The sequence below is a fragment of the Enterobacter cloacae complex sp. CDL013 genome (assembly GCF_049238805.1).
In the GTDB taxonomy this organism is placed as follows: domain Bacteria; phylum Pseudomonadota; class Gammaproteobacteria; order Enterobacterales; family Enterobacteriaceae; genus Enterobacter; species Enterobacter hormaechei_C.
Genome location: NZ_JBMKGT010000002.1, coordinates 231,842 through 256,160 on the forward strand (window position 1 = coordinate 231,842; position 24,319 = coordinate 256,160).

The 24,319-nt window shown below is 55.2% G+C and carries 20 protein-coding genes; 16 read left to right on the forward strand and 4 right to left on the reverse strand.

Annotated features, from left to right (window positions below):
* The first annotated feature begins 7 nt into the window (after positions 1–7).
* Genes ACOTXD_RS04175 through ACOTXD_RS04185 form a run of 3 tightly spaced genes read left to right on the forward strand, consistent with a single transcriptional unit; the run spans position 8 to position 3,172 of the window.
* A complete protein-coding gene (locus tag ACOTXD_RS04175) occupies positions 8–1,399 on the forward strand; it encodes a PTS ascorbate transporter subunit IIC (protein WP_022651540.1) in 1,392 nt (463 codons plus the stop codon).
* On the forward strand, positions 1,396–2,226 hold the full coding sequence (locus ACOTXD_RS04180) for a transketolase (RefSeq protein WP_045308694.1): 831 nt from the start codon (positions 1,396–1,398) through the stop codon (positions 2,224–2,226). Before ACOTXD_RS04175 ends, ACOTXD_RS04180 begins: the two co-directional genes overlap by 4 nt.
* Positions 2,219–3,172, forward strand: coding sequence for a transketolase family protein (locus ACOTXD_RS04185; protein ID WP_003861452.1), 954 nt, complete (start codon positions 2,219–2,221; stop codon positions 3,170–3,172). Before ACOTXD_RS04180 ends, ACOTXD_RS04185 begins: the two co-directional genes overlap by 8 nt.
* Before the next feature lie 107 nt (positions 3,173–3,279).
* Here ACOTXD_RS04185 and pta read toward each other — a convergent pair whose 3' ends face one another.
* Together pta and ackA are read right to left on the reverse strand one after the other, a co-directional pair.
* Entirely contained in the window at positions 3,280–5,421 is a 2,142-nt protein-coding gene (pta, locus tag ACOTXD_RS04190; RefSeq protein ID WP_022651538.1) for a phosphate acetyltransferase, read from the reverse strand.
* A 75-nt stretch (positions 5,422–5,496) separates the two neighbouring features.
* Positions 5,497–6,699 (reverse strand): acetate kinase, encoded by a 1,203-nt coding sequence (ackA, locus tag ACOTXD_RS04195; RefSeq protein WP_015572267.1) that lies wholly within the window; start codon positions 6,697–6,699, stop codon positions 5,497–5,499.
* 337 nt (positions 6,700–7,036) lie between these two features.
* Between ackA and yfbV the strand changes: the two genes are divergently transcribed.
* From yfbV to ACOTXD_RS04215, 4 genes are all read left to right on the forward strand, one after another.
* Entirely contained in the window at positions 7,037–7,492 is a 456-nt protein-coding gene (gene yfbV / locus ACOTXD_RS04200; protein ID WP_003861459.1) for a terminus macrodomain insulation protein YfbV, read from the forward strand.
* Positions 7,493–7,584: 92 nt separating this feature from the next.
* Positions 7,585–8,079: a YfbU family protein gene (locus tag ACOTXD_RS04205; protein ID WP_003861461.1), complete on the forward strand. Its 495-nt coding sequence runs from the start codon at positions 7,585–7,587 to the stop codon at positions 8,077–8,079.
* Between the two features lie 11 nt (positions 8,080–8,090).
* On the forward strand, positions 8,091–8,750 hold the full coding sequence (locus tag ACOTXD_RS04210; protein WP_061856637.1) for a sugar phosphatase: 660 nt from the start codon (positions 8,091–8,093) through the stop codon (positions 8,748–8,750).
* Between the two features lie 75 nt (positions 8,751–8,825).
* Positions 8,826–10,658 (forward strand): SLC13 family permease, encoded by a 1,833-nt coding sequence (locus ACOTXD_RS04215; RefSeq protein ID WP_045350222.1) that lies wholly within the window; start codon positions 8,826–8,828, stop codon positions 10,656–10,658.
* Positions 10,659–10,711: 53 nt separating this feature from the next.
* Here the strand turns inward: ACOTXD_RS04215 and yfbR are convergent, their stop codons facing one another.
* Together yfbR and alaA are read right to left on the reverse strand one after the other, a co-directional pair.
* Complete coding sequence (gene yfbR, locus ACOTXD_RS04220; RefSeq protein ID WP_003861468.1) at positions 10,712–11,311, reverse strand: 5'-deoxynucleotidase; 600 nt, start codon at positions 11,309–11,311, stop codon at positions 10,712–10,714.
* 117 nt (positions 11,312–11,428) lie between these two features.
* Entirely contained in the window at positions 11,429–12,643 is a 1,215-nt protein-coding gene (gene alaA, locus ACOTXD_RS04225) for an alanine transaminase AlaA (RefSeq protein WP_003861471.1), read from the reverse strand.
* Between the two features lie 936 nt (positions 12,644–13,579).
* Here alaA and lrhA point away from each other — a divergent pair.
* The 9 genes from lrhA to nuoI all read left to right on the forward strand — a co-directional run bounded on the left by lrhA (position 13,580) and on the right by nuoI (position 24,319).
* The gene (gene lrhA, locus ACOTXD_RS04230) at positions 13,580–14,518 is read left to right on the forward strand and encodes a transcriptional regulator LrhA (RefSeq protein WP_126501125.1); all 939 of its coding nucleotides are present in this window, start codon (positions 13,580–13,582) and stop codon (positions 14,516–14,518) included.
* A 632-nt stretch (positions 14,519–15,150) separates the two neighbouring features.
* The gene (gene nuoA, locus ACOTXD_RS04235) at positions 15,151–15,591 is read left to right on the forward strand and encodes an NADH-quinone oxidoreductase subunit NuoA (protein ID WP_003861475.1); all 441 of its coding nucleotides are present in this window, start codon (positions 15,151–15,153) and stop codon (positions 15,589–15,591) included.
* 15 nt (positions 15,592–15,606) lie between these two features.
* On the forward strand, positions 15,607–16,281 hold the full coding sequence (gene nuoB / locus ACOTXD_RS04240) for an NADH-quinone oxidoreductase subunit NuoB (protein WP_003861482.1): 675 nt from the start codon (positions 15,607–15,609) through the stop codon (positions 16,279–16,281).
* 89 nt (positions 16,282–16,370) lie between these two features.
* Positions 16,371–18,173 carry an NADH-quinone oxidoreductase subunit C/D gene (gene nuoC / locus ACOTXD_RS04245; RefSeq protein ID WP_003861484.1) on the forward strand — a complete coding sequence of 601 codons (1,803 nt, stop codon included), beginning with the start codon at positions 16,371–16,373 and terminating at the stop codon, positions 18,171–18,173.
* A 2-nt stretch (positions 18,174–18,175) separates the two neighbouring features.
* On the forward strand, positions 18,176–18,676 hold the full coding sequence (gene nuoE, locus ACOTXD_RS04250) for an NADH-quinone oxidoreductase subunit NuoE (RefSeq protein WP_003861486.1): 501 nt from the start codon (positions 18,176–18,178) through the stop codon (positions 18,674–18,676).
* On the forward strand, positions 18,673–20,010 hold the full coding sequence (gene nuoF / locus ACOTXD_RS04255) for an NADH-quinone oxidoreductase subunit NuoF (RefSeq protein ID WP_003861487.1): 1,338 nt from the start codon (positions 18,673–18,675) through the stop codon (positions 20,008–20,010). The genes nuoE and nuoF overlap by 4 nt, the downstream gene beginning before the upstream one ends.
* Positions 20,011–20,064: 54 nt before the next feature.
* The gene (gene nuoG / locus ACOTXD_RS04260) at positions 20,065–22,788 is read left to right on the forward strand and encodes an NADH-quinone oxidoreductase subunit NuoG (RefSeq protein WP_003861488.1); all 2,724 of its coding nucleotides are present in this window, start codon (positions 20,065–20,067) and stop codon (positions 22,786–22,788) included.
* Positions 22,785–23,762, forward strand: coding sequence for an NADH-quinone oxidoreductase subunit NuoH (nuoH, locus tag ACOTXD_RS04265; protein ID WP_003861490.1), 978 nt, complete (start codon positions 22,785–22,787; stop codon positions 23,760–23,762). The genes nuoG and nuoH overlap by 4 nt, the downstream gene beginning before the upstream one ends.
* Before the next feature lie 14 nt (positions 23,763–23,776).
* Entirely contained in the window at positions 23,777–24,319 is a 543-nt protein-coding gene (nuoI, locus tag ACOTXD_RS04270; protein ID WP_003861491.1) for an NADH-quinone oxidoreductase subunit NuoI, read from the forward strand.

Consider the following 24,319-nt stretch of genomic DNA (forward strand, 5'->3'; position numbering starts at 1 on the left):
GGTGGATATGTTTATCCTTGAAACGCTGAACTTCGTTGTTGATATTTTAAAAGTCCCTTCAGTGCTGGTCGGTTTAATTGCCCTGATTGGTCTTGTGGCGCAGAAAAAAGCCTTTTCGGATGTGGTAAAAGGCACAATTAAAACCATTCTCGGCTTTATTGTACTGGGCGGCGGCGCAACCGTGCTGGTGGGCTCATTAAATCCGCTCGGCGGTATGTTTGAGCACGCCTTTAATATTCAGGGCATTATTCCCAACAATGAAGCTATTGTGTCGATTGCCCTGGAAAAATATGGCGCTTCCACCGCGCTCATTATGGCCTTCGGGATGGTGGCGAATATTATTGTTGCGCGCTTTACCCGCCTGAAATACATCTTCCTCACCGGGCATCACACCTTCTACATGGCATGCATGATTGGCGTGATCCTGACGGTTGCAGGCTTCGAGGGGGTCGGGCTGGTCTTTACCGGCTCGTTGATCCTCGGCCTGATTATGGCCTTCTTCCCGGCGATTGCGCAGCGCTATATGAAGCGTATTACCGGCAACGATGAGATCGCCTTCGGTCATTTCGGCACGCTGGGCTACGTGCTGTCCGGCTGGATTGGCAGCAAGGTCGGTAAAGGTTCGCGCTCCACCGAAGAGATGAACCTGCCGAAGAACCTTAGCTTCCTGCGTGACAGTTCAATCTCCATCTCCCTGACCATGATGATTATCTACCTGATCATGGCGGTGAGCGCCGGACGTGAGTACGTGGAGGCCACCTTCAGCGGCGGCCAGAACTACCTGGTGTACGCCATCATTATGGCCATCACCTTCGCGGCAGGCGTGTTCATCATCTTGCAGGGCGTGCGCCTGATTCTGGCGGAAATCGTCCCGGCCTTTACTGGCTTCTCGGAAAAACTGGTGCCCAATGCGCGGCCTGCGCTGGACTGTCCGGTAGTCTACCCGTATGCGCCAAACGCGGTGCTGATTGGCTTCCTGTTTAGTTTCCTCGGCGGGATTGTGGGCTTGTTCATCTGCGGTCAGTTTAGCTGGGTGCTGATCCTGCCGGGCGTCGTGCCGCATTTCTTCACCGGTGCAACGGCGGGCGTGTTTGGTAACGCCACCGGTGGACGCCGCGGGGCAATGATTGGCGCCTTTGCTAATGGCCTGCTGATCACCTTCCTCCCGGTCCTGCTACTGCCTGTTCTGGGCGCAATTGGCTTTGCGAATACGACCTTCTCGGACGCTGATTTTGGTGCGGTCGGGATTGTGCTGGGCAACCTGGCGCGCTTCCTGTCGCCGTTTGCCATCACCGGACTGGTTGTTGTGTTGTTCGCGCTGCTGGTGGCCTACAACGTCTTCGCTAAAAACAAACCTGCCAGCGGTAACGCGCAGGAAAACCCCGGAGCCAAATCATGAATGAGAATGAAATAACCGAACTGGCGCGTCAGATTCGCCTTGAGACGCTGAAATCCCTTACGCAGCTGGGTTTTGGGCACTACGGCGGCAGCATGTCAGTCGTTGAAACGCTGGCGGTGCTGTACGGCGCGGTGATGAAAATTGACCCGGCCGATCCGGACTGGCCAGAGCGCGATTACTTTGTGCTGTCGAAAGGCCATGCGGGCCCGGCGCTGTACAGTACGCTGGCGATTAAGGGCTACTTCCCGATTGAAGAGCTGAGCACGCTGAACCAGAACGGGACGCGTCTGCCAAGTCACCCGGATCGCCTGAAAACACGCGGCGTGGATGCCACCACCGGATCACTGGGGCAGGGGATCTCCATCGCTGGCGGCATGGCGCTGTCGCACAAGCTGGCAGGAAGGCCAAACCGGGTGTTCTGCATCGTCGGTGACGGGGAGCTGAACGAAGGACAGTGCTGGGAAGCCTTCCAGTTTATTGCTCACCATCGACTGAACAACCTGACGGTATTCGTGGACTGGAACAAACAGCAGCTCGACGGCGAGCTGGACGAAATCATCAGCGCCTTCGACCTGGAAGGCAAATTCCGCGCCTTTGGTTTTGACGTGGTGACGGTGAAAGGGGATGACATTCCGGCGCTGCTGGAGGTGACCGCGCCGATCCCTGCGGCCGATGCGCGTCCGCGGGTGGTGATCCTCGACAGCATCAAAGGGCAGGGGGTGCCATACCTGGAACAGCTCAGCAACTCGCATCACCTGCGATTAACTGAGGAGAGCAAAGCGGCGCTCAACGAGACGATTCGCCAACTGGAGGCTTCACATGATTAAGGTTGCACCGACAGGACAGAAAGATGCCGTTGAGATGCGTAAGGTCTACGCGGGTTTTGTGGCAAAACAGATTGAGGCCGGGAGCGAGATTATTGCGCTCGAAGCGGATCTGATGAGTTCGATGGCGATGGACGGCGTAGCGCGTGATTATCCACAGCACGTCATCAACTGTGGCATTATGGAGGCTAACGTGATTGGGACGGCCGCCGGGCTGTCGCTCACCGGACGTAAGCCGTTCGTCCATACCTTTACCGCCTTTGCCAGCCGTCGCTGCTTCGACCAGCTGTTTATGTCCCTGGACTACCAGCGCAATAACGTGAAGGTGATTGCCTCGGATGCCGGCGTGACGGCCTGCCACAACGGCGGGACGCATATGTCGTTCGAGGACATGGGCATCGTGCGCGGTCTGGCGCATTCAGTGGTGCTGGAGGTGACCGATGCGGTGATGTTCGAAGATGTGCTGCGTCAGCTTATCGACCTGGAAGGCTTCTACTGGGTGAGGACCATCCGTAAACAGGCCCCGAGCGTGTATGCCCCGGGGTCAACCTTCACCATCGGCAAGGGCAACGTGCTGCGCGAGGGAACCGATATTACCTTGATTGCTAACGGCATTATGGTGGCGGAAGCGCTGGAGGCGGCGCGCCAGCTGGAGCAGGAGGGGGTAAGCGCAGCGGTCATCGACATGTTTACCCTGAAGCCTATCGATCGGATGCTGGTGAAAAACTATGCCGAGAAAACCGGGCGTATTGTGACCTGCGAAAACCACAGCATTCACAACGGGCTGGGGTCGGCGGTGGCGGAAGTGCTGGTGGAAACCTGTCCGGTGCCCCTGCGTCGGGTGGGGGTGAAGGAACGATATGGTCAGGTGGGCACGCAGGACTTCTTGCAAAAGGAGTATGGCCTGACGGCACATGACATTGTGTCGGCGGCGCGGGAGCTGTTGTAATAAAAAAAGGCGACCGTGTGGTCGCCTTTTTGTTGCCCGGTGGCGCTGGCGCTTACCGGGCCTACGGTCCTGTAGGCCGGATAAGCGAAGCGCCATCCGGCAAAACATTACTGCTGCTGCGAAGACTGGATCGCCGTCAGCGCGATGGTGTAGACGATATCGTCTACCAGCGCACCACGGGACAGGTCGTTCACAGGTTTGCGCATGCCTTGCAGCATTGGCCCGATGGAGATCAGGTCTGCTGAACGCTGTACCGCTTTATAGGTGGTGTTACCGGTGTTCAGATCCGGGAAGATGAACACGGTAGCGCGACCTGCAACCGGCGAGTTCGGCGCTTTGGATTTCGCCACGTCAGCCATTACCGCGGCATCGTACTGGAGCGGGCCGTCGATCATCAGATCCGGACGTTTTTCCTGCGCAATGCGGGTCGCTTCACGGACTTTCTCTACGTCACTGCCTGCACCAGAGGTACCGGTGGAGTATGAGAGCATCGCGACGCGCGGTTCGATACCGAAGGCAATCGCGGAGTCCGCAGACTGGATAGCGATTTCTGCCAGCTGCTCTGCGGTTGGATCCGGGTTGATCGCGCAGTCGCCGTAAACATAAACCTGTTCAGGCAGCAGCATGAAGAACACGGAGGAGACCAGAGAGCTGCCCGGTGCGGTTTTGATCAACTGCAACGGTGGACGGATGGTGTTCGCGGTGGTGTGAACCGCACCGGAAACCAGACCGTCAACTTCGTCCTGCTCCAGCATCAGCGTACCCAGCACGACGTTGTCTTCCAGCTGCTCGCGCGCAACGGCTTCGGTCATGCCCTTGTTCTTACGCAGTTCAACCAGGCGAGCAACGTAGCTTTCGCGAACCACTTCCGGGTCAACGATCTCAATGCCAGCGCCCAGCTCAACGCCCTGAGACGCCGCAACGCGGTTGATCTCATCCGGGTTACCCAGCAGCACACAGGTCGCGATACCGCGTTCTGCACAGATGGCTGCCGCTTTAACGGTACGTGGTTCGTCGCCTTCTGGCAGAACCACGCGTTTGCCCGCTTTACGCGCCAGCTCGGTCAGCTGGTAACGGAAGGCTGGAGGAGACAGACGACGGCTGCGCTCGGAGGTCGCCGTCAGGGATTCGATCCAGTCCGCATTGATGTAGCCCGCAACGTATTCCTGAACTTTCTCGATACGCTCGTGGTCATCAACCGGCACTTCGAGGTTGAAGCTTTGCAGGCTCAGGGAGGTCTGCCAGGTGTTGGTGTTCACCATGAAGACTGGCAGGCCAGTGGCGAACGCACGTTCGCACAGCTTGCTGATACGCGCGTCCATTTCATAGCCGCCGGTCAGCAGAATTGCACCGATTTCCACGCCGTTCATCGCAGCCAGGCACGCTGCAACCAGCACGTCTGGACGGTCAGCAGAGGTCACCAGCAGGGAACCTGCGCGGAAGTGTTCCAGCATGTGTGGAATGCTACGTGCGCAGAAGGTTACGGACTTCACGCGGCGGGTGTTGATATCGCCTTCGTTGATCACGGTGGCGTTCAGGTGACGCGCCATATCGATTGCACGGGTGGCAATCAGATCGAAGCTCCATGGCACCGCGCCCAGAACAGGCAGCGGGCTGGAATCCTGCAACTTAGCCGGGTCAACTTTGATGACTTTCGCTTTGGAGGAGTCGTCAAAAATTTCGGACAGGTCAGGACGCGTACGGCCCTGCTCATCTACTGGCGCGTTCAGCTTGTTAACAATCACGCCGGTGATGCTGGTGTTTTTCGCACCGCCGAAGCTGCTGCGCGTCAGTTCGATACGCTCTTTCAGCTGCTCTGGGGTATCCGTGCCCTGAGACATTACAAAAACGATCTCTGCGTTCAGGGTTTTCGCGATTTCAAAGTTCAGAGACTGGGCAAACTGGTGTTTACGGGTCGGGACCAGGCCTTCAACCAGCACCACTTCCGCGTCCTGCGCGTTTGCGTGGTAGTTGGCAATGATCTCTTCCATCAGCACGTCTTTCTGGTTGCTGGAGAGCAGAGATTCAACGTGGCTCATCTTCAGCGGTTCAGCCGCTGGCAGATTGGAGTTCTTGCGAACGATGGTGGTGGTCTGGTCTGGCGCATCGCCACCGGCACGTGGCTGGGCGATAGGCTTAAAGACGCTCAGACGAACGCCTTTGCGTTCCATAGCGCGGATCACGCCGAGGCTGACGCTGGTCAGGCCGACGCTGGTTCCGGTAGGGATCAGCATAATAGTACGGGACACGGTTTATCCTCTTTCGTTACCGCCGCGTTGGGCGGGTTACAAAACAGCACCGCCAGCATTGCTGGCGGTGTGGAATCAGGCAGTCAGGCGGTGTGCGTCTTGCGCGATGACCAGCTCTTCGTTAGTTGGAATAACGATAGCAGGGCGGGTGCCTTCTTTGTTGATGAAGCCAGACTTGCCGAAGCGGGCAGCCAGGTTACGCTCATGATCAACTTCGAAGCCCAGAACGCCCAGTTTGCCCAGGGACAGTTCACGTACCATTGCCGCGTTCTCACCGATACCACCGGTGAAGATAACAGCATCCAGACGGCCTTCCATCAGCGCGGTGTAAGAACCGATGTACTTCGCCAGGCGGTGGCAATAAACGTCCATTGCACGTTTAGCGTCAGCTTTTTCTGCGTAGTTGTCTTCAACGTAACGGCAGTCGCTGGTGACCTCGGTCAGGCCCAGCAGGCCAGACTCTTTGGTCAGCATTTTGTTGATGTCGTCAACGCTCATGCCCAGGGTGTCGTGCAGGTGGAAGATGATCGCCGGGTCGATATCACCGGAACGGGTACCCATCACCAGACCTTCCAGCGGGGTCAGACCCATAGAGGTGTCAACACACTTACCGTTGCGGATAGCGGAAACAGAACCACCGTTGCCCAGGTGGCAGGTGATAATGTTGACTTCTTCAACCGGCTTGTTCAGCACTTTTGCGGCTTCCTGAGTCACATAGAAGTGGCTGGTACCGTGAGCGCCGTAACGACGGACGCCGTGCTCTTTGTACAGGCTGTATGGCAGGGCATAGAGGTAAGACTCTTCCGGCATGGTCTGATGGAACGCAGTATCAAACACGGCCACGTTTTTGTCTTTCAGACTCGGGAAGGATTTCAGTGCTTCAGCGATACCGATCAGGTGAGCCGGGTTATGCAGCGGTGCGAAAGACGCAGAGTCTTTGATACCCTGAATCACGGAGTCGTCGATTACCACGGAACTGGTGTATTTTTCGCCGCCGTGGACGATACGGTGACCAATTGCGGTCAGCTGAGCAGACAGTTCTGGTTTTTGTGCCAGAATAGTGTTAACGATAAAGTTCAGCGCTTCACTGTGAGCGGCGCCTGCACCTAAAGCCGCTTCTTGTTTGCTGCCGTCCATCTTCCACTTGATACGTGCTTCAGGCAGATGGAAACATTCGGCCAAACCAGAGAGGTACTCGTCACCGTTGAGCGCATCGATGATGGCGAATTTCAGTGAGGAGCTACCGCAGTTCAGAACCAGTACTAACTTACTCGACATGGAAGTACCTATTATTGATACGTGGCTAAAAAAACGTCAGTGAGTCTAAAAGCGTAACGCATGCTGACCCAGACATTTATGATTAACATCATGCCAAACGAACATTCTGGCAGGATGAAAGAAATACCTATGATTTTAAGCCATTTTGAACATTTTTCAGACAATGGCATAATATGCGATAATTTGACGAGTTAACGCTTATCGTCTACGGCCGTATCAGGCTGGCACAGGATACCCGATACGGGGTAGCGATGACAAAATATTTTGAACGTTGTCATAGCCTGTTGTGGTTTTGCACGAAAATTTTAATTTTTATACGTGAAGTTGAGGTACAGCCATGTCGACACCCGAAATCCCGTCCGTGAACTTTTTTAGTCTGTTTCGTCGGGGACAGCATTACGCAAAGACATGGCCGATGGAAAAGCGCCTCGCGCCCATGTTTATTGAAAATCGCACTATTCGCGCCACGCGCTATGCGATTCGCTTTATGCCCCCGATTGCCGTTTTTACCCTGTGCTGGCAGATAGCGTTAGGTGGACAGCTTGGCCCTGCCGTCGCGACGGCGCTCTTTGCGTTAAGCCTGCCGATGCAGGGGCTATGGTGGTTAGGTAAACGTTCCGTCACGCCACTTCCGCCTTCTATTTTACACTGGTTTTATGAAGTGCGTGGAAAACTGGAAGAGGCTGGCCAGGCGCTGGCACCGGTTGAAGGTAAGCCGGACTATCAGGCGCTGGCGGATACCCTCAAGCGTGCGTTTAAACAGCTTGATAAAACATTCCTCGATGACTTGTGATTGATCATCGAAACGACGACCAAAAGAAGGCACAGTAACAATCAGTTACCGTGTCTTTTTTTTACAGTGCAATGCGCTACAGGAGTCGAAAGATGGAAATGACCCATGCTCAACGTCTGATTTTGTCTAACCAGTACAAGATGATGACTATGCTTGATCCCGATAACGCTGCGCGCTACAGCCGCCTGCAAACCATTGTTGAACGTGGTTTTGGCTTGCAGATGCGCGAACTGGATCGCGAATTTGGCGAACTGAAAGAGGAAACCTGCCGTATCGTTATCGACATCATGGAGATGTACCATGCGCTGCATGTGTCCTGGACCAATCTGAAGGACCAGCAGACCATTGACGAGCGCCGCGTGACGTTCCTGGGCTTTGATGCTGCGACGGAAGCGCGCTATCTGAGCTATGTACGCTTTATGGTGAATACCGAAGGGCGCTACACCCATTTTGATGCGGGTACGCACGGCTTCAACGCCCAGACCCCGATGTGGGATAAGTATCAACGTATGCTGAGCGCGTGGCACGCCTGTCCGCGCCAGTACCATTTAAGCAGCAACGAAATTCAACAAATCATTAATGCCTGACGGAGGTGCGTGTGCAGTGTAAAGGTTTTCTGTTTGATCTGGACGGTACGCTGGTGGATTCGCTGCCGGTGGTGGAGCGCTCGTGGTGCCACTGGGCCGACCGGCACGGCATTGACCATCAGGACGTACTAAATTTCATCCATGGCAAACAGGCCATTACCTCATTGCGGCACTTCCTTGCGGGACGTTCTGAGGAAGAGATTCAGGCGGAGTTCCGCTATCTTGAGCAGATTGAAGCTACCGATACCGAGGGTATCACCGCGCTGCCCGGTGCGCGCGAACTGCTTGAGCACCTGAATGAAGCGCAGATCCCGTGGGCTATCGTCACCTCCGGCTCGGTTCCCGTCGCGCATGCACGCCATAAGGCGACAGGTTTGCCGACGCCGGACGTCTTCATTACCGCTGAGCGCGTGAAGCGCGGCAAGCCTGAACCGGATGCGTTCCTGCTCGGCGCTGAACTGCTCGGCCTTGCGCCAGCAGAGTGCGTGGTGGTGGAAGACGCGGCGGCAGGCGTGCTGGCCGGGCTGAACGCCGGCAGCCACGTCATTGCCGTTAACGTCCCGGCGGGTTCCCCCCGGCTGGAGGAGGCGGATTTCGTGCTTAACACCCTGACCGCCATCGACGTCTCGAAGGCGTCAGACGGAGTTGTAACCGTCTCGCTAAAAATGTAATCCCATGATATAGCCCCGCATTACCGGGGCTTTTTTATGGCAGAATTGCTTCTCCTCCACTGACAAGGACATGTTGTGAACGGTGAACTGATTTGGGTCCTGAGCCTGCTGTTAATCGCCATCATTCTTTTTGCCACGGGCAAGGTGCGCATGGATGCCGTCGCCCTGTTTGTGATTGTCGCATTCGTTCTGAGCGGTACCCTTTCCCTGCCGGAAGCCTTTTCCGGGTTTAGCGATCCCAACGTTATTTTGATTGCCGCTCTGTTTATTATTGGCGACGGGCTGGTACGCACCGGCGTGGCGACGATGATGGGGTCGTGGCTGGTGAAAGTGGCGGGCAGCAGCGAAACCAAAATGCTGATTTACCTGATGCTGACGGTCGCCGGGCTGGGCGCGTTTATGAGCTCTACGGGCGTCGTGGCCATCTTTATTCCGGTCGTGCTGAGCGTCTGCATGAGGATGCAGATCTCCCCTTCGCGGCTGATGATGCCGTTGAGCTTCGCCGGGCTCATCAGCGGCATGATGACGCTGGTCGCGACGCCGCCGAACCTCGTCGTGAACAGCGAACTGATCCGTGAGGGGCTTGAGGGGTTTAGCTTTTTCAGCGTTACGCCGATCGGGCTGGTGGTACTGGTGATGGGCATTATCTATATGCTATTGACCCGTTTTGCGCTGAAAGGGGAGAAGCAGGATAAAGCCAAAGAGGGCTGGAAGCGGCGCTCTTTCCGCGATCTGATTAAAGAGTATCGTCTGACCGGGCGTGCCCGACGTCTGGCTATCCGCCCGGGGTCGCCTATGGTGGGGCAGAGGCTGGATGACCTTAAGCTACGCGAACGCTATGGCGCGAACGTCATCGGGGTTGAGCGCTGGCGTCGTTTTCGTCGGGTGATCGTTAACGTGAACGGGGTGTCAGAGTTTCGCGCGCGTGACGTCCTGCTGATTGATATGTCCACCGCAGACGTGGATCTGCGGGAGTTTTGTAGTGAGCAGCTGCTGGAGCCGATGGTCCTGCGCGGCGAGTATTTCTCTGACCAGGCGCTGGATGTGGGAATGGCCGAGGTGTCGCTGATCCCGGAATCGGAGTTATTGGGCAAAACCGTGCGTGAAATCGGCTTTCGTACCCGCTATGGCCTCAACGTGGTAGGCCTGAAGCGCGATGGCGTAGCCCTTGAAGGGGCGGTGGTGGATGAGCCGATCCTGCTGGGGGATATCTTCCTCGTGGTCGGCAACTGGAAACTGATTAGCCAGCTCGGGCAGAAAGGCCGCGATTTTGTGGTGCTAAATATGCCGATTGAAGAGAGCGATGCATCACCGGCGCACAGCCAGGCGCCCCATGCAATTTTTTGCCTGGTATTGATGGTTGCCCTGATGCTGACGGACGAGATCCCTAACCCGGTGGCGGCAATAATCGCCTGTCTGTTAATGGGCAAATTCCGCTGTATCGACGCCGAAAGCGCTTACAAAGCGATTCACTGGCCGAGCATTATTCTCATCGTCGGGATGATGCCCTTCGCCCTGGCGCTACAGAAAACCGGCGGGGTGGATTTGATCGTAAAAGGCTTAATGGACGCGGGCGGGGGATATGGTCCGTACCTGATGATGGTTTGCCTGTTCGTCATGTGCGCCACCATTGGTTTGTTCATCTCCAATACCGCAACGGCGGTGCTGATGGCGCCCATTGCACTGGCGATGGCAAAATCGATGGGTGTTTCGCCGTATCCGTTTGCGATGATGGTTGCGATGGCGGCGTCCGCGGCATTTATGACGCCGGTCTCTTCCCCGGTCAATACGCTGGTGCTGGGGCCCGGGAATTATAGGTTCAGTGATTTCGTGAAGCTGGGTGTGCCGTTCACCGTGCTGGTGATGGTGGTGTGCGTGGTGTTAATTCCGGTGTTATTCCCGTTTTAGCGTGAGTGCAGAAACGTAGGCCGGGTAAGGCGGAGCCGCCACCCGGCAAAAAACTACAGCGGCGAATCCTGGCTAATCTCATCCAGTGACAAATGGAAGCTCGGCACAAACACGCGCATAAAGTAGTCCATCTCTTCGCTGCGACGAGATTCCAGCGTTTTTTCCAGACGCGTTTTTGCCAGTAAAAATTCGTTATTCCCGGCGGACAGCTCTTCCAGACACTTCAGGTAGGCGCACAGCGCATCGGCCTGCTTAACCAGGGATTTCTCCTCTTCCGTATACTGATGCTCGTCGATGAGCGGCCCGAAGATATCGCGCAGCTCTTCAGGCACCATGTCGATCAGCTTCTGCTGGGCAATCTTCTCAATAGCTTTATATTCCTGGGCAATCTGCGAGTTGAAATATTTCACCGGCGTAGGCAGATCCCCGGTCAGCACTTCCGATGCATCGTGGTACATCGCCAGCAGGGCGATACGTTCGGCATTCACCTGCCCGTTGAATTTGCGGTTTTTAATCGCGGCCAGCGCGTGCGCGACCATGGCAACCTGTAAACTGTGCTCAGACACATTTTCAGTGCGCACGTTGCGCATCAGCGGCCAGCGGTTGATGAGTTTCAGGCGGGAGAGGTGGGCAAAGAAATGACTCTGACTCATAGGTTACCTTATGTCTTCACTGCGACAGACTTCATTGTGCGGGGAGGGGAGGGAAGATGCAAATTTGCGGATGTTGCAGGCCGGGTAAGCGCAGTGCTACCCGGCGGATAGTCAGCGCTACTGATGGTACCCGGAGAGGAAGCGCCCGAAGCGGCTGATGGCCATTTCGAGATCGTCTTCGCGCGGCAGGGTGACGATACGCACGTGATCCGGCCACGGCCAGTTAAACGCCGTACCCTGAACCAGCAGCACTTTTTCCTGCAACAGGAAGTCGAGCACCATTTTCTGGTCGTCGTGAATATTAAAGCGCTTCGCGTCGATTTTCGGGAACATGTACAGCGCGCCGTTAGGCTTCACGCAGGAGACGCCCGGAATATCATTAATCAATTCCCATGCACGGTTGCGCTGTTCATACAGGCGGCCGCCTGGGACGATAAACTCGCTGATGCTTTGATAGCCGCCGAGTGCTGTCTGGATCGCATGTTGCGCCGGTACGTTGGCGCACAGACGCATGGATGCCAGCATCTCCAGCCCTTCAATGTAGCCTTTCGCATGTTTTTTCGGACCGTTCAGTACCATCCAGCCCTGACGGAAACCGGCAACGCGGTAAGTTTTAGACAGTCCGTTAAAGGTGACCGTTAGCAGATCGGGTGCTAGCGCGGCGATAGAGTGGTGCTGCGCCGCGTCGTACAGGATCTTGTCGTAAATCTCGTCGGCAAAGATGATCAGGTTGTGCTGGCGGGCGATCTCGACGATCTCCATCAGCAGCTCTTTTGAATAGACCGCGCCCGTCGGGTTATTCGGGTTAATGATCACGATACCCCGGGTGCGCGGGGTAATTTTGGCGCGAATATCATCCAGATCCGGGAACCAGTCAGAGGATTCGTCGCACAGGTAGTGCACCGCTTTACCGCTGGACAGGGACACCGCAGCCGTCCACAGCGGATAATCTGGGGCAGGAACCAGCATTTCATCGCCGCTGTTCAGGAGCGCCTGCATCGCCTGAACGATCAGCTCCGAGACACCGTTGCCAATGTAGATATCTTCAACGGTGACGTCGCGCATACCGCGAGCCTGATAGTGCTGCATGATGGCTTTACGGGCGGAGTAAAGCCCTTTTGAATCGCAGTAGCCTTGTGCAGTGGGCAGGTTACGGATCACATCCACCAGGATCTCATCCGGCGCTTCAAAACCAAATGGCGCGGGGTTGCCGATGTTGAGTTTCAGAACCTTATTGCCTTCCTCTTCAAGGCGTTTTGCCTCTTTGAGTACCGGGCCACGGATGTCGTAACAGACGTTGTCGAGCTTGCTGGATTTTTCGATAGGGGACATGAACCTTTAACCTTTTCGCTATTATTGCAACTTCCTGCCGTGGAAGTGTGCACAGAACAATGTACTCCCCCCGCGCTTCGTTTTGAAGGGCGCACAGAAGAAGATTTCGTTCCACCGGGGAATGTCGCTGTGATCGCTTACTCTAACGAGGGAGTGATTTTGTGCCTGAATTTATCGTAATAAAGGTTATTAATGGGTTTTTTATGCTAAAAATTGCATGTAACTAGGAATTTTATTCTGGTGTAAATAAAAAGACGATTCGGGCTGATGCATTAGTCCCCTGAGTGATCATTCGTAAAACCTGAATGCTGAGATACCGATTGCCATATTAGCAAAGCCAGGCTAAAAGTTACTCATGTGAAATTAATGTTAAGGGTTATTAATGAATGGCCTGAATCTAAATTAAACTTTATTTATTATTAACGACGAAAATGCAACTTTCGTTAATTTTAATAAAAAGAGTGTAGTTGCTTATCATTGGCGGTAACTCCTTAATATTGCAATAAGACTTATAAATATAGTGGATTTGGGTTAAGATGTGTTTCGGGAATGCAGCATAGCGATAGGCCTGTTACGTATATCGGCTTCTGCTTTTCTGTATTAATCGATTGTTATTGTTAAAGTTATCTCTGGCTGATTGGGTAAGTCACATCTTGCTACGCTGGCAACGCTGCGATATAGATGGCAGAAAACATGTCTTACTCTTTATGGTATTTACATCGACCTGCAAACAAAGAAATATCCTGGACGCAAGAGAATAAAAATAACGTCATGAAACGTGATTTCTGACTGGTGATATACCGCAGTACAATAACTATCTGTCAGGCAGTCTGCCGGGCCGGGATGCGAGGGAAACTCTTCAGAAGGAATTGCTTAACTGTTACACACAGCTTCAACCCGGGCAGCTCCGCACGAGCAACCTGAAAGTGAAAAGATATGATAAATGCAAATCGTCCGATAATGAATCTCGACCTCGATCTGCTGAGAACGTTTGTTGCGGTCGCCGATCTCAACACTTTTGCAGCAGCTGCTGCCGCCGTTTGCCGTACCCAGTCCGCCGTGAGTCAGCAAATGCAGCGGCTGGAACAACTGGTTGGTAAAGAGCTTTTTGCGCGTCATGGGCGTAATAAGCTTTTAACAGAACATGGTATTCAGCTTCTGGGTTATGCCAGAAAGATACTGCGCTTTAATGATGAAGCCTGTATGTCATTAATGTTTAGCAACCTTCAGGGAGTGTTAACATTAGGGGCGTCAGATGAATCAGCAGATACCATTTTACCCTTCCTTCTCAACCGAATTAGCTCGGTTTATCCGAAGCTTGCCCTGGACGTTAGCGTTAAACGCAATGCCTTCATGGTTGAGATGCTGACAGAAAACGAGGTTGACCTGGTGGTCACCACGCATCGACCTGGCCAGTTTGACAGCCTGACGCTGCGTACTTCTCCAACGCACTGGTACTGTGCCGCGGAGTATGTATTGCAGAAAGGTGAGCCGATACCCCTGGTCCTGCTGGATGATCCCAGTCCGTTCCGCGATATGGTGCTGGCAGCACTCAACGAAGCCAGTATTCCATGGCGCCTGGCGTACGTGGCGTCAACCTTGCCCGCAGTGCGAGCGGCGGTGAAGGCTGGGCTTGGCGTAACGGCCCGTCCGGTGGAAATGATGAGCCCCGATCTGCGTGTGCTGGGTCAATCCGAGGGACTCCCGTCGTTGCCGGATACGGAGTACCTGCTGTGCCATAACGCCGCCAGCACCAACGAGCTGGCAAAAGTGGTATTCGAGGCAATGGAAAACTACCACAATCCATGGCAGTACGCGGCTGTTACTCCCGAAGGAGGGGATGACTCCCTGATTGTGGAAGGGGATTTTGAGTGATCATTCCCTCAAAATTCTCGTAACAAAATGTAAGTGCAAAAAAGAGCCACTCGCATGATTTTTTCCTGCGAGTGGTTTTTTTTGCTATTCATAACCGCGTGCGGAGCAGGGATAAAGCAAATACCGCTTATTTATCAATGCAGAAAATGCTTTTGATTAAGATGTAAACAAGACCTGTTCTAACTTACCTCATACCCCACCGATGTTAAAAAAACAGGAAATATGTTGCTGTTTTTTTTGATTGAATTAACAAAAGCGTGTCTCAGATCAAGAAAATACTCCCATTTGGGGGGAGGAATCGTTGGCAAATCCTGTCAAAATAGGAGGGTTATTTTTTTTACTTCCAAAACGGACACGATTCAACAAGATGCATTTGACGGAAAGTCATGTACCCACCAGGGTTAAAGGGCACCAAATGTTAATGAGAATCGCACGTTGTAATTTAATGTGAAGAAACCTTTGTTAAAGTTGACAAAAGGTTATAGAAAGGAGTAAAAAACCCCATCATTTTGCTGTCTATGTCTCATTTCTGACAGTTAGTGTAAGGTTATTTTGTTCCTCCCCATGAATCGATGTGATGCCCATCTGCCAGCAAGAGCAGTGTCGTCGGTATCACTTTTGATGAGTAAGCAATGAGTATGTCAACATCCACAGAAGTCATCGCTCATCACTGGGCATTCGCAATCTTTCTTATTGTAGCCATTGGCCTGTGCTGCCTGATGTTAGTCGGCGGCTGGTTCCTGGGCGGTCGCGCCCGCGCAAGGCACAAAAACACACCTTTCGAATCAGGTATTGATTCAGTAGGTACCGCTCGCTTACGCCTGTCTGCCAAGTTTTACCTGGTAGCCATGTTCTTCGTCATTTTTGACGTGGAAGCGCTTTACCTCTTCGCGTGGTCTACCTCCATTCGCGAAAGTGGTTGGGTGGGCTTTGTCGAGGCCGCAATTTTCATTTTAGTGTTACTGGCCGGTCTGGTTTATCTGGTGCGTATTGGCGCGCTGGACTGGACACCTGTGCGTTCACGCCGTGAACACATCAACCCGGAAAACAGTATCTCTAATCGTCAGCAGTAACAGCGAGGCAATAAGATGGATTATACGCTCACCCGCATAGATCCTAACGGTGAGAATGACCGTTACCCCCTGCAAAAACAGGAGATCGTAACCGACCCCCTGGAGCAAGAAGTCAACAAAAGCGTGTACATGGGCAAGCTCGAACATGCCATGCACGACATGGTCAACTGGGGTCGTAAGAACTCCATCTGGCCATACAACTTTGGCCTTTCTTGCTGCTACGTTGAAATGGTGACGTCATTCACTGCGGTGCATGACGTTGCGCGTTTTGGGGCCGAGGTACTGCGTGCTTCTCCGCGTCAGGCTGACCTGATGGTGGTGGCAGGGACCTGCTTTACCAAGATGGCACCGGTTATTCAGCGTCTTTATGACCAGATGCTGGAGCCAAAATGGGTTATCTCCATGGGCGCATGTGCAAACTCCGGCGGTATGTACGACATTTATTCCGTTGTGCAGGGCGTTGATAAGTTCATTCCGGTGGATGTGTACATCCCGGGTTGCCCGCCGCGTCCAGAGGCCTATATGCAGGCGCTGATGCTGCTCCAGGAGTCAATTGGTAAAGAACGCCGCCCGCTTTCATGGGTTGTTGGCGATCAGGGTGTCTATCGCGCGAACATGCAGTCTGAGCGCGAGCGTAAACGTGGTGAACGTATTGCCGTCACCAACCTGCGTACGCCTGACGAAATTTAATTTGCGCCTGTGGGCCTGGAGAACACCTTCGCATATCACTACTCAAATAGCGCGAAGCCAGGCTTAACAGTCACCACGGACCATTTGCAATGGTGAACAATATGACCGACTTAACCGCGCAAGAAGCCGCCTGGCAGACTCGGGATCATCTCGATGACCCGGTCATTGGCGAACTGCGCAACCGTTTTGGGCCGGATGCCTTTACTGTTCAGGCCACCCGCACCGGGGTACCCGTTGTTTGGGTGAAGCGTGAGCAATTACTGGAAGTTGTCGATTTCCTCAAGAAATTGCCAAAACCTTACGTCATGCTGTTTGACTTACACGGCATGGACGAACGTCTGAGAACGCACCGCCAGGGTCTCCCTGCCGCGGATTTTTCCGTTTTCTACCACCTGATCTCAATAGACCGCAACACGGATATCATGCTCAAGGTGGCATTGTCTGAAAACGACATGCATCTGCCGACGATCACCAAACTTTTCCCGAACGCCAACTGGTACGAGCGTGAAACCTGGGAAATGTTCGGCATGACCTTCGACGGCCACCCGCATCTGACGCGCATCATGATGCCGCAGACCTGGACCGGCCACCCGCTGCGTAAAGACTACCCGGCACGCGCCACCGAATTCGACCCGTTTGAGCTAACCAAAGCCAAGCAGGATCTGGAGATGGAAGCGCTGACCTTCAAGCCGGAAGACTGGGGCATGAAGCGCGGCACCGAAAACGAGGACTTCATGTTCCTCAACCTCGGTCCGAACCACCCGTCTGCGCACGGTGCTTTCCGTATTATCCTTCAGCTTGACGGCGAAGAGATTGTCGACTGCGTGCCTGACATCGGCTACCACCACCGTGGTGCCGAGAAGATGGGCGAGCGTCAGTCCTGGCACAGCTACATTCCGTATACCGACCGTATCGAATACCTCGGCGGCTGCGTGAACGAAATGCCATACGTGCTGGCCGTTGAGAAACTGGCAGGCATCACCGTCCCGGATCGCGTTAACGTGATTCGCGTAATGCTGTCTGAACTGTTCCGTATTAACAGCCACCTGCTGTACATCTCCACGTTCATTCAGGACGTCGGCGCGATGACGCCGGTCTTCTTCGCCTTTACCGACCGTCAGAAAATCTACGATCTGGTAGAAGCGATTACCGGTTTCCGTATGCACCCAGCCTGGTTCCGCATCGGTGGTGTGGCGCACGATCTGCCGCGCGGTTGGGACCGTCTGCTGCGTGAATTCCTCGACTGGATGCCGAAACGTCTGGCGTCTTACGAGAAAGCTGCGCTGCGTAACTCCATCCTGAAAGGCCGTTCCCAGGGCGTTGCTGCCTACGGCGCGAAAGAAGCGCTGGAGTGGGGGACTACCGGTGCTGGCCTGCGTGCGACCGGGATTGATTTCGACGTGCGTAAAGCGCGTCCTTACTCTGGTTACGAGAACTTCGACTTTGAAGTCCCGGTTGGCGGCGGTGTTTCCGACTGCTACACCCGCGTGATGCTGAAAGTGGAAGAGCTGCGCCAGAGCCTGCGCATCCTTGAGCAGTGCCTCAACAACATGCCGGAAGGCCCGTTCAAGGCGGATCACCCGCTGACGACGCCGCCACCGAAAGAGCGCACGCTGCAACATATCGAGACCCTGATCACCCACTTCCTGCAAGTTTCCTGGGGCCCGGTCATGCCGGCACAGGAATCCTTCCAGATGATTGAAGCGACCAAGGGTATCAACAGCTACTACCTCACCAGCGACGGCAGCACCATGAGCTACCGCACCCGCGTGCGTACGCCAAGCTTCGCGCACTTGCAGCAGATCCCGGCCGCCATTCGCGGCAGTCTGGTCTCCGACCTGATTGTGTATCTGGGTAGTATCGATTTTGTTATGTCAGATGTGGACCGCTAATTATGCACGAGAATCAACAACCACAAACCGAGGCTTTTGAGCTGAGTGAAGCAGAGCGTGCCGCCATTGAGCACGAGATGCACCACTACGAAGACCCGCGTGCGGCGTCCATTGAAGCGCTGAAAATCGTACAGAAACAGCGTGGTTGGGTGCCGGATGGGGCGATCTATGCGATCGCAGAAGTGCTGGGCATTCCGGCAAGTGACGTAGAAGGCGTAGCCACGTTCTACAGCCAGATCTTCCGTCAGCCGGTAGGCCGCCATGTGATCCGCTACTGTGACAGCGTGGTCTGCCACATCACCGGTTATCAGGGCATTCAGGCTGCGATTGAGAAGAAACTCAATATTAAGCCTGGCCAGACCACGTTCGACGGACGTTTTACTCTGCTGCCAACCTGCTGCCTGGGTAACTGCGACAAGGGGCCGACCATGATGATTGATGAGGACACTCACAGCCATCTGACGCCGGAAGCGATTCCTGACCTGCTGGAGCAGTACAAATGAAAACTGTAATTCGTACTGCTGAGACGCATCCGCTGACCTGGCGTCTGCGTGATGACAAACAGCCGGTATGGCTCGACGAATATCAGAGCAAAAACGGCTATGCCGGTGCGCGTAAAGCCCTTGGCGGCATGGCGCCGGACGACATCGTTAACGCGGTGAAAGAGTCTGGCCTGAAAGGCCGCGGTGGTGCGGGCTTCTCCACCGGTCTGAAGTGGAGCCTGATGCCGAAAGATGAATCCATGAACATCCGTTACCTGCTGTGTAACGCGGATGAAATGGAGCCGGGTACTTATAAAGACCGTCTGCTGATGGAGCAACTGCCGCACCTGCTGGTGGAAGGCATGTTGATCTCCGCGTTCGCGCTGAAAGCATACCGTGGTTACATCTTCCTGCGCGGTGAGTACATCGAAGCGGCGGAAAACCTGCGTCGCGCGATTGCCGAAGCGACCGAAGCGGGCCTGCTTGGCAAAAACATTCTCGGCACCGGGTTTGACTTCGAGCTGTTCGTGCACACCGGTGCAGGGCGTTATATCTGCGGTGAAGAGACCGCGCTGATTAACTCCCTGGAAGGCCGCCGTGCGAACCCGCGTTCCAAGCCGCCGTTCCCGGCAAGCTCCGGCGTGTGGGGTAAACCGACCTGTGTGAACAACGTCGAAACCCTGTGTAACGTTCCGGCTATCCTCGCCAACGGCGTGGAGTGGTATCAGGGCATCTCCTCAAGTAAAGATGCCGGTACCAAGCTGATGGGCTTCTCCGGCCGCGTGAAAAATCCTGGCGTCTGGGAACTGCCGTTCGGTACCACCGCCCGCGAAATTCTTGAAGACTACGCCGGCGGCATGCGCGATGGCCTGAAATTCAAAGCCTGGCAGCCGGGTGGGGCAGGGACGGACTTCCTGACCGAAGCCCACCTTGACCTGCCAATGGAGTTCGAAAGCATTGGTAAAGCAGGTAGCCGTCTGGGTACCGCGCTGGCGATGGCCGTCGACCACGAGATCGGCATGGTATCCCTGGTGCGTAACCTGGAAGAGTTCTTCGCCCGCGAGTCCTGCGGCTGGTGCACACCGTGCCGTGATGGTCTGCCGTGGAGCGTGAAGATCCTGCGTGCTATCGAACGTGGCGAAGGCCAGCCTGGCGATATCGAGACACTTGAGCAACTGTGTCGATTCTTAGGACCGGGTAAAACCTTCTGTGCCCACGCACCGGGCGCCGTCGAGCCGCTGCAAAGCGCGATTAAATATTTCCGCGACGAATTCGAAGCAGGCATCAAGCAGCCGTTCAGCAATACCCATTCGATCAATGGTATTCAGCCGAACCTGCTGAAAGCGCGCTGGTAAAAACAGAATTTTGATTAACGCTCGGTTTCGGCCGAGCCAACTGGAAGCATGCTAATGGCTACGATTCATGTAGACGGCAAAGAATACGAAGTCAACGGGGCGGACAACCTGCTGGAAGCTTGTCTGTCTCTTGGCCTCGATATTCCGTACTTTTGCTGGCATCCGGCGCTGGGCAGCGTCGGTGCTTGCCGCCAGTGTGCGGTGAAGCAATATCAAAACGCGGAAGACACGCGTGGTCGCCTGGTGATGTCCTGTATGACGCCAGCCGCCGAAGGCACCTTTATTTCGATTGATGACGAAGAAGCCAAACAGTTCCGTGAAAGCGTGGTGGAGTGGTTGATGACCAACCACCCGCACGACTGTCCGGTGTGTGAGGAGGGCGGTAACTGCCACCTTCAGGATATGACCGTCATGACCGGTCACAGCTTCCGTCGCTATCGCTTTACCAAGCGTACCCACCGTAACCAGGATCTGGGGCCGTTCATCTCTCACGAAATGAACCGCTGCATCGCCTGCTACCGCTGCGTGCGTTACTACAAAGATTATGCAGACGGTCAGGATCTGGGCGTATATGGCGCGCATGACAACGTCTACTTCGGTCGTCCGGAAGACGGTACCCTTGAAAGCGAATTCTCCGGTAACCTGGTAGAAATCTGTCCGACCGGCGTATTCACGGATAAAACCCACTCTGAACGTTACAACCGTAAATGGGACATGCAGTTTGCGCCAAGCATCTGCCAGCAGTGCTCCCTCGGCTGTAACACCAGCCCGGGTGAACGTTACGGCGAACTGCGTCGTATCGAAAACCGTTACAACGGTACCGTTAACCACTACTTCCTCTGCGACCGCGGTCGTTTCGGCTATGGCTATGTGAACCTGAAAGACCGTCCGCGTCAGCCGGTTCAGCGCCGTGGCGATGACGTCATTACCCTCAACGCTGAGCAGGCGATGCAGGGCGCGGCAGATATTCTGCGTCAGTCGAAGAAAGTGATCGGCATTGGCTCCCCGCGCGCCAGCATCGAAAGCAACTTCGCGCTGCGCGAGCTGGTTGGGGCGGAAAACTTCTACACCGGTATCGCCCAGGGCGAGCAGGAACGTCTCCAGCTGGTGCTGAAAGTGCTGCGTGAAGGCGGCATTCACACGCCTGCGCTGCGCGAAATCGAATCTTATGATGCGGTTCTGGTGCTGGGTGAAGACCTGACGCAGACCGGCGCACGCGCGGCCCTGGCGGTTCGTCAGGCGGTGAAAGGCAAAGCACGTGAAATGGCAGCGGCGCAGAAAGTGGCTGACTGGCAGATTGCGGCCATTCTCAACATCGGTCAGCGCGCGAAGCATCCTCTGTTTGTGACTAACGTCGACAACACCCGTCTGGACGATATCGCAGCGTGGACCTACTGCGCGCCGGTTGAAGATCAGGCGCGCCTCGGATTTGCCATTGCCCACGCGCTGGACAGCAACTCGCCGGCCGTTGAACTGGATCGCGATCTGCAAAACAAGGTCGACGTGATTGTTCAGGCGCTGGCGGGGGCGAAGAAACCGCTGATTATTTCCGGTACCAACGCCGGTAGCGCTGAAATCATTCAGGCCGCAGCGAACGTTGCCAAAGCCCTGAAGGGCCGCGGCGCTGACGTTGGTGTGACCATGATTGCCCGTGCGGTGAACAGCATCGGTCTGGGTATGATTGGCGGCGGCTCGCTGGAAGACGCGTTAAGCGAACTGGAATCCGGTGCCGCTGACGCCGTTGTGGTGCTGGAAAATGACCTGCATCGCCACGCTTCTGCCGCTCGCGTTGACGCCGCGCTCTCCAGAGCGCCGCTGGTGATGGTTATCGACCATCAGCGCACCGCGATCATGGACAAAGCGCATCTCGTACTCTCTGCGGCAAGCTTCGCAGAAAGCGACGGGACGGTGATCAACAACGAAGGCCGCGCACAGCGTTTCTTCCAGGTTTATGACCCGGCCTACTACGACAGCAACACCGTGATGCTGGAAAGCTGGCGCTGGCTGCACTCTCTGCACAGCACCGTGCAGAGCCGTGAAGTTGACTGGACGCAGCTCGACCACGTTATCGACGCGGTTGTTGAGAAACTGCCTCAGCTGGCGGGTATTAAAGATGCCGCGCCGGATGCAAGCTTCCGCATTCGCGGCCAGAAACTGGCGCGTGAGCCGCACCGCTACAGCGGTCGTACCGCGATGCGCGCCAACATCAGCGTGCACGAACCGCGTCAGCCGCAGGATAAAGACACCATGTTCGCCTTCTCGATGGAAGGGAACAACCAGCCGTCTGCGCCGCGTTCGCAAATCCCGTTTGCATGGGCACCGGGCTGGAACTCCCCGCAGGCATGGAACAAATTCCAGGCTGAAGTGGGCGGTCACCTGCGCCACGGCGATCCGGGCGTGCGTCTGATTGAAGCCTCCGAAACCGGTCTGGACTTCTTCACCACCGTTCCGGCGAGCTTCCAGGCGCAGGAAGGTCACTGGCGCATTGCACCGTACTACCATCTGTTCGGTAGCGACGAAATGTCCCAGCGTTCTCCGGTATTCCAGCAGCGTATGCCGCAGCCGTACATCAAGCTCAACCCGGCGGATGCCGCGAAGCTTGGCGTTAACGCGGGTGCGAACATTGCCTTTAGCTACGACGGCCAGACGATCAGCCTGCCGCTGATTATTTCTGAACGCCTGTCAGCAGGGCAGGTGGGTCTGCCGATGGGTATGCCTGGCATCGCGCCGGTCCTGGCGGGTGCGCATCTTGATAACCTTCAGGAGGCAAAAGCATGAGTTGGTTAACGCCGGATCTTATCGACATCCTGCTGAGCATTCTGAAAGCGGTTGTGATTCTGCTGGTGGTCGTCACCTGCGGCGCGTTCATGAGCTTTGGTGAACGTCGTCTGCTCGGTCTGTTCCAGAACCGTTACGGACCGAACCGCGTGGGCTGGGGTGGTTCACTCCAGCTGGTCGCGGACATGATCAAGATGTTCTTTAAAGAGGACTGGGTTCCGCGCTTCTCGGACCGCGTGATCTTTACGCTGGCGCCGATGATCGCCTTCACCTCGCTGCTGCTGGCGTTTGCTATCGTTCCGGTCAGCCCGACCTGGGTGGTCGCTGACCTGAACATCGGCATTCTGTTCTTCCTGATGATGGCAGGCCTCGCGGTTTACGCGGTGCTGTTCGCAGGCTGGTCCAGTAACAACAAATACTCGCTGCTGGGTGCGATGCGTGCTTCCGCGCAGACGCTGAGCTACGAAGTGTTCCTGGGTCTCTCCCTGATGGGCGTGGTGGCGCAGGCCGGTTCATTTAACATGACCGACATCGTCAACAACCAGGCCGACATCTGGAACGTTATCCCGCAGTTCTTTGGGTTTATTACCTTTGCCATCGCGGGCGTGGCGGTGTGTCACCGTCACCCGTTTGACCAGCCAGAAGCCGAACAGGAACTGGCCGACGGTTACCACATTGAATATTCCGGTATGAAGTTCGGTCTGTTCTTCGTGGGCGAGTACATCGGTATCGTCACCATTTCGGCGTTGATGGTAACGCTGTTCTTCGGTGGCTGGCATGGCCCGTTCTTACCGCCGTTCATCTGGTTCGCGCTGAAAACCGCGTTCTTCATGATGATGTTCATTTTGATTCGCGCAGCGTTACCGCGTCCGCGTTATGACCAGGTAATGTCCTTCGGCTGGAAAGTGTGCCTGCCGCTGACGCTCGTCAACTTGTTGGTAACGGCGGCTGTCATTCTCTGGCAGCAGCCATAAGGGGCTTTGAGATCATGACCTTAAAAGAATTATTGGTAGGTTTCGGCACCCAGGTACGCAGTATCTGGATGATCGGCCTGCATGCGTTTGCCAAACGCGAAACCCGGATGTACCCGGAAGAGCCGGTATATCTGCCGCCGCGCTACCGTGGACGTATCGTGCTGACGCGCGACCCGGACGGTTCCGAGCGTTGCGTTGCCTGTAACCTGTGTGCGGTAGCGTGTCCGGTGGGCTGTATCTCTCTGCAAAAAGCAGAGACGGTAGACGGCCGCTGGTATCCTGAGTTCTTCCGCATCAACTTCTCACGCTGCATTTTCTGCGGTCTGTGTGAAGAAGCGTGCCCAACCACGGCGATTCAGCTGACTCCAGACTTTGAGCTGGGTGAGTACAAGCGTCAGGATCTGGTGTACGAGAAAGAGGATCTGCTGATTTCCGGTCCGGGCAAATACCCGGAATATAACTTCTACCGGATGGCGGGTATGGCAATCGACGGCAAAGATAAAGGCGAAGCAGAGAACGAAGCTAAGCCTATCGACGTCAAGAGCCTGTTACCGTAA

Excerpts from the sequence above, each read along its gene's own strand:
- ACOTXD_RS04175 (WP_022651540.1), top strand. The coding sequence starts at position 8 with ATGTTTATCCTTGAAACGCTGAACTTCGTTGTTGATATTTTAAAAGTC.
- ACOTXD_RS04180 (WP_045308694.1), top strand. The coding sequence starts at position 1,396 with ATGAATGAGAATGAAATAACCGAACTGGCGCGTCAGATTCGCCTTGAG.
- ACOTXD_RS04185 (WP_003861452.1), top strand. The coding sequence starts at position 2,219 with ATGATTAAGGTTGCACCGACAGGACAGAAAGATGCCGTTGAGATGCGT.
- ackA (WP_015572267.1), bottom strand. The coding sequence starts at position 6,699 with ATGTCGAGTAAGTTAGTACTGGTTCTGAACTGCGGTAGCTCCTCACTG.
- yfbV (WP_003861459.1), top strand. The coding sequence starts at position 7,037 with ATGTCGACACCCGAAATCCCGTCCGTGAACTTTTTTAGTCTGTTTCGT.
- ACOTXD_RS04205 (WP_003861461.1), top strand. The coding sequence starts at position 7,585 with ATGGAAATGACCCATGCTCAACGTCTGATTTTGTCTAACCAGTACAAG.
- yfbR (WP_003861468.1), bottom strand. The coding sequence starts at position 11,311 with ATGAGTCAGAGTCATTTCTTTGCCCACCTCTCCCGCCTGAAACTCATC.
- alaA (WP_003861471.1), bottom strand. The coding sequence starts at position 12,643 with ATGTCCCCTATCGAAAAATCCAGCAAGCTCGACAACGTCTGTTACGAC.
- lrhA (WP_126501125.1), top strand. The coding sequence starts at position 13,580 with ATGATAAATGCAAATCGTCCGATAATGAATCTCGACCTCGATCTGCTG.
- nuoA (WP_003861475.1), top strand. The coding sequence starts at position 15,151 with ATGAGTATGTCAACATCCACAGAAGTCATCGCTCATCACTGGGCATTC.
- nuoB (WP_003861482.1), top strand. The coding sequence starts at position 15,607 with ATGGATTATACGCTCACCCGCATAGATCCTAACGGTGAGAATGACCGT.
- nuoC (WP_003861484.1), top strand. The coding sequence starts at position 16,371 with ATGGTGAACAATATGACCGACTTAACCGCGCAAGAAGCCGCCTGGCAG.
- nuoE (WP_003861486.1), top strand. The coding sequence starts at position 18,176 with ATGCACGAGAATCAACAACCACAAACCGAGGCTTTTGAGCTGAGTGAA.
- nuoF (WP_003861487.1), top strand. The coding sequence starts at position 18,673 with ATGAAAACTGTAATTCGTACTGCTGAGACGCATCCGCTGACCTGGCGT.
- nuoG (WP_003861488.1), top strand. The coding sequence starts at position 20,065 with ATGGCTACGATTCATGTAGACGGCAAAGAATACGAAGTCAACGGGGCG.
- nuoH (WP_003861490.1), top strand. The coding sequence starts at position 22,785 with ATGAGTTGGTTAACGCCGGATCTTATCGACATCCTGCTGAGCATTCTG.
- nuoI (WP_003861491.1), top strand. The coding sequence starts at position 23,777 with ATGACCTTAAAAGAATTATTGGTAGGTTTCGGCACCCAGGTACGCAGT.